At 27.0% G+C, this 696-nt stretch carries 2 protein-coding genes; both read right to left on the bottom strand.

The window, feature by feature from the left end; all coding sequences use genetic code 11:
* Window position 1 precedes the first annotated feature (1 nt).
* Window positions 2-418, bottom strand: coding sequence for a DUF1064 domain-containing protein (locus Q3287_RS19405; RefSeq protein WP_407964680.1), 417 nt, complete (start codon window positions 416-418; stop codon window positions 2-4).
* Between the two features lie 26 nt (window positions 419-444).
* Complete coding sequence (locus Q3287_RS19410; RefSeq protein WP_407964681.1) at window positions 445-642, bottom strand: hypothetical protein; 198 nt, start codon at window positions 640-642, stop codon at window positions 445-447.
* Window positions 643-696 lie beyond the last annotated feature (54 nt).

Below are 696 nucleotides of genomic sequence, written 5' to 3' on the forward strand. Positions count from 1 at the left end.
TCTAAGCTACTTTCTTTTTATTTTCCTTTCTTTTTTTCTTAAGTTCACTATATTCTATCCAACCATCCACCCCATACTTTTTACTCTTAGAAATCCATATAAGTATTTTATCTTGATACTTATAGTCAAAAAGCTTTTTTCTAAGTTCACCTTGTTGTGTACTATATCCTTTCACATCTATATAAATAACTTCACCATTCCATTTATATATGGCAAAATCAACTGTATATGTAATAGCCCTATAGTTCTTTCCATCTTTCTTAAATTTAGGCTGTAATTCAAACTTTTGTTGAAGTCCAAAATCTTTTATTTCTCCATTTGCCTTTCTTTCTTTTAAATATAAATAATACTCTGACTCATCTTTACTATCAAATTTAATTCCATCAATTACAATTTTTTTATTATTGTATTTACTCAACAAAATACTCCCTTTATCACTTAAAATTACTCACACTTATTAATATCATTTATAAAGTTATAAACTTCATGTACACTATATCCAGACTTTTTAAATCCTTTTACATATATTCTTATTGAACTTGGTATACTTCTACCTACTCTACAATTTTCGTATCCTTGCCATAAATTCTCTTTTTCCTCTTGCTTTATCATTTGAGAAACTGCTTTTTGAAATTTATTCATCCTCTTTACTCATAGCCCTATTAGCCTTATTCCTACATCCCTTACAACAATAAA

It is taken from the genome of Clostridioides sp. GD02404 (assembly GCF_045898275.1).
GTDB lineage: Bacteria > Bacillota > Clostridia > Peptostreptococcales > Peptostreptococcaceae > Clostridioides > Clostridioides difficile_A.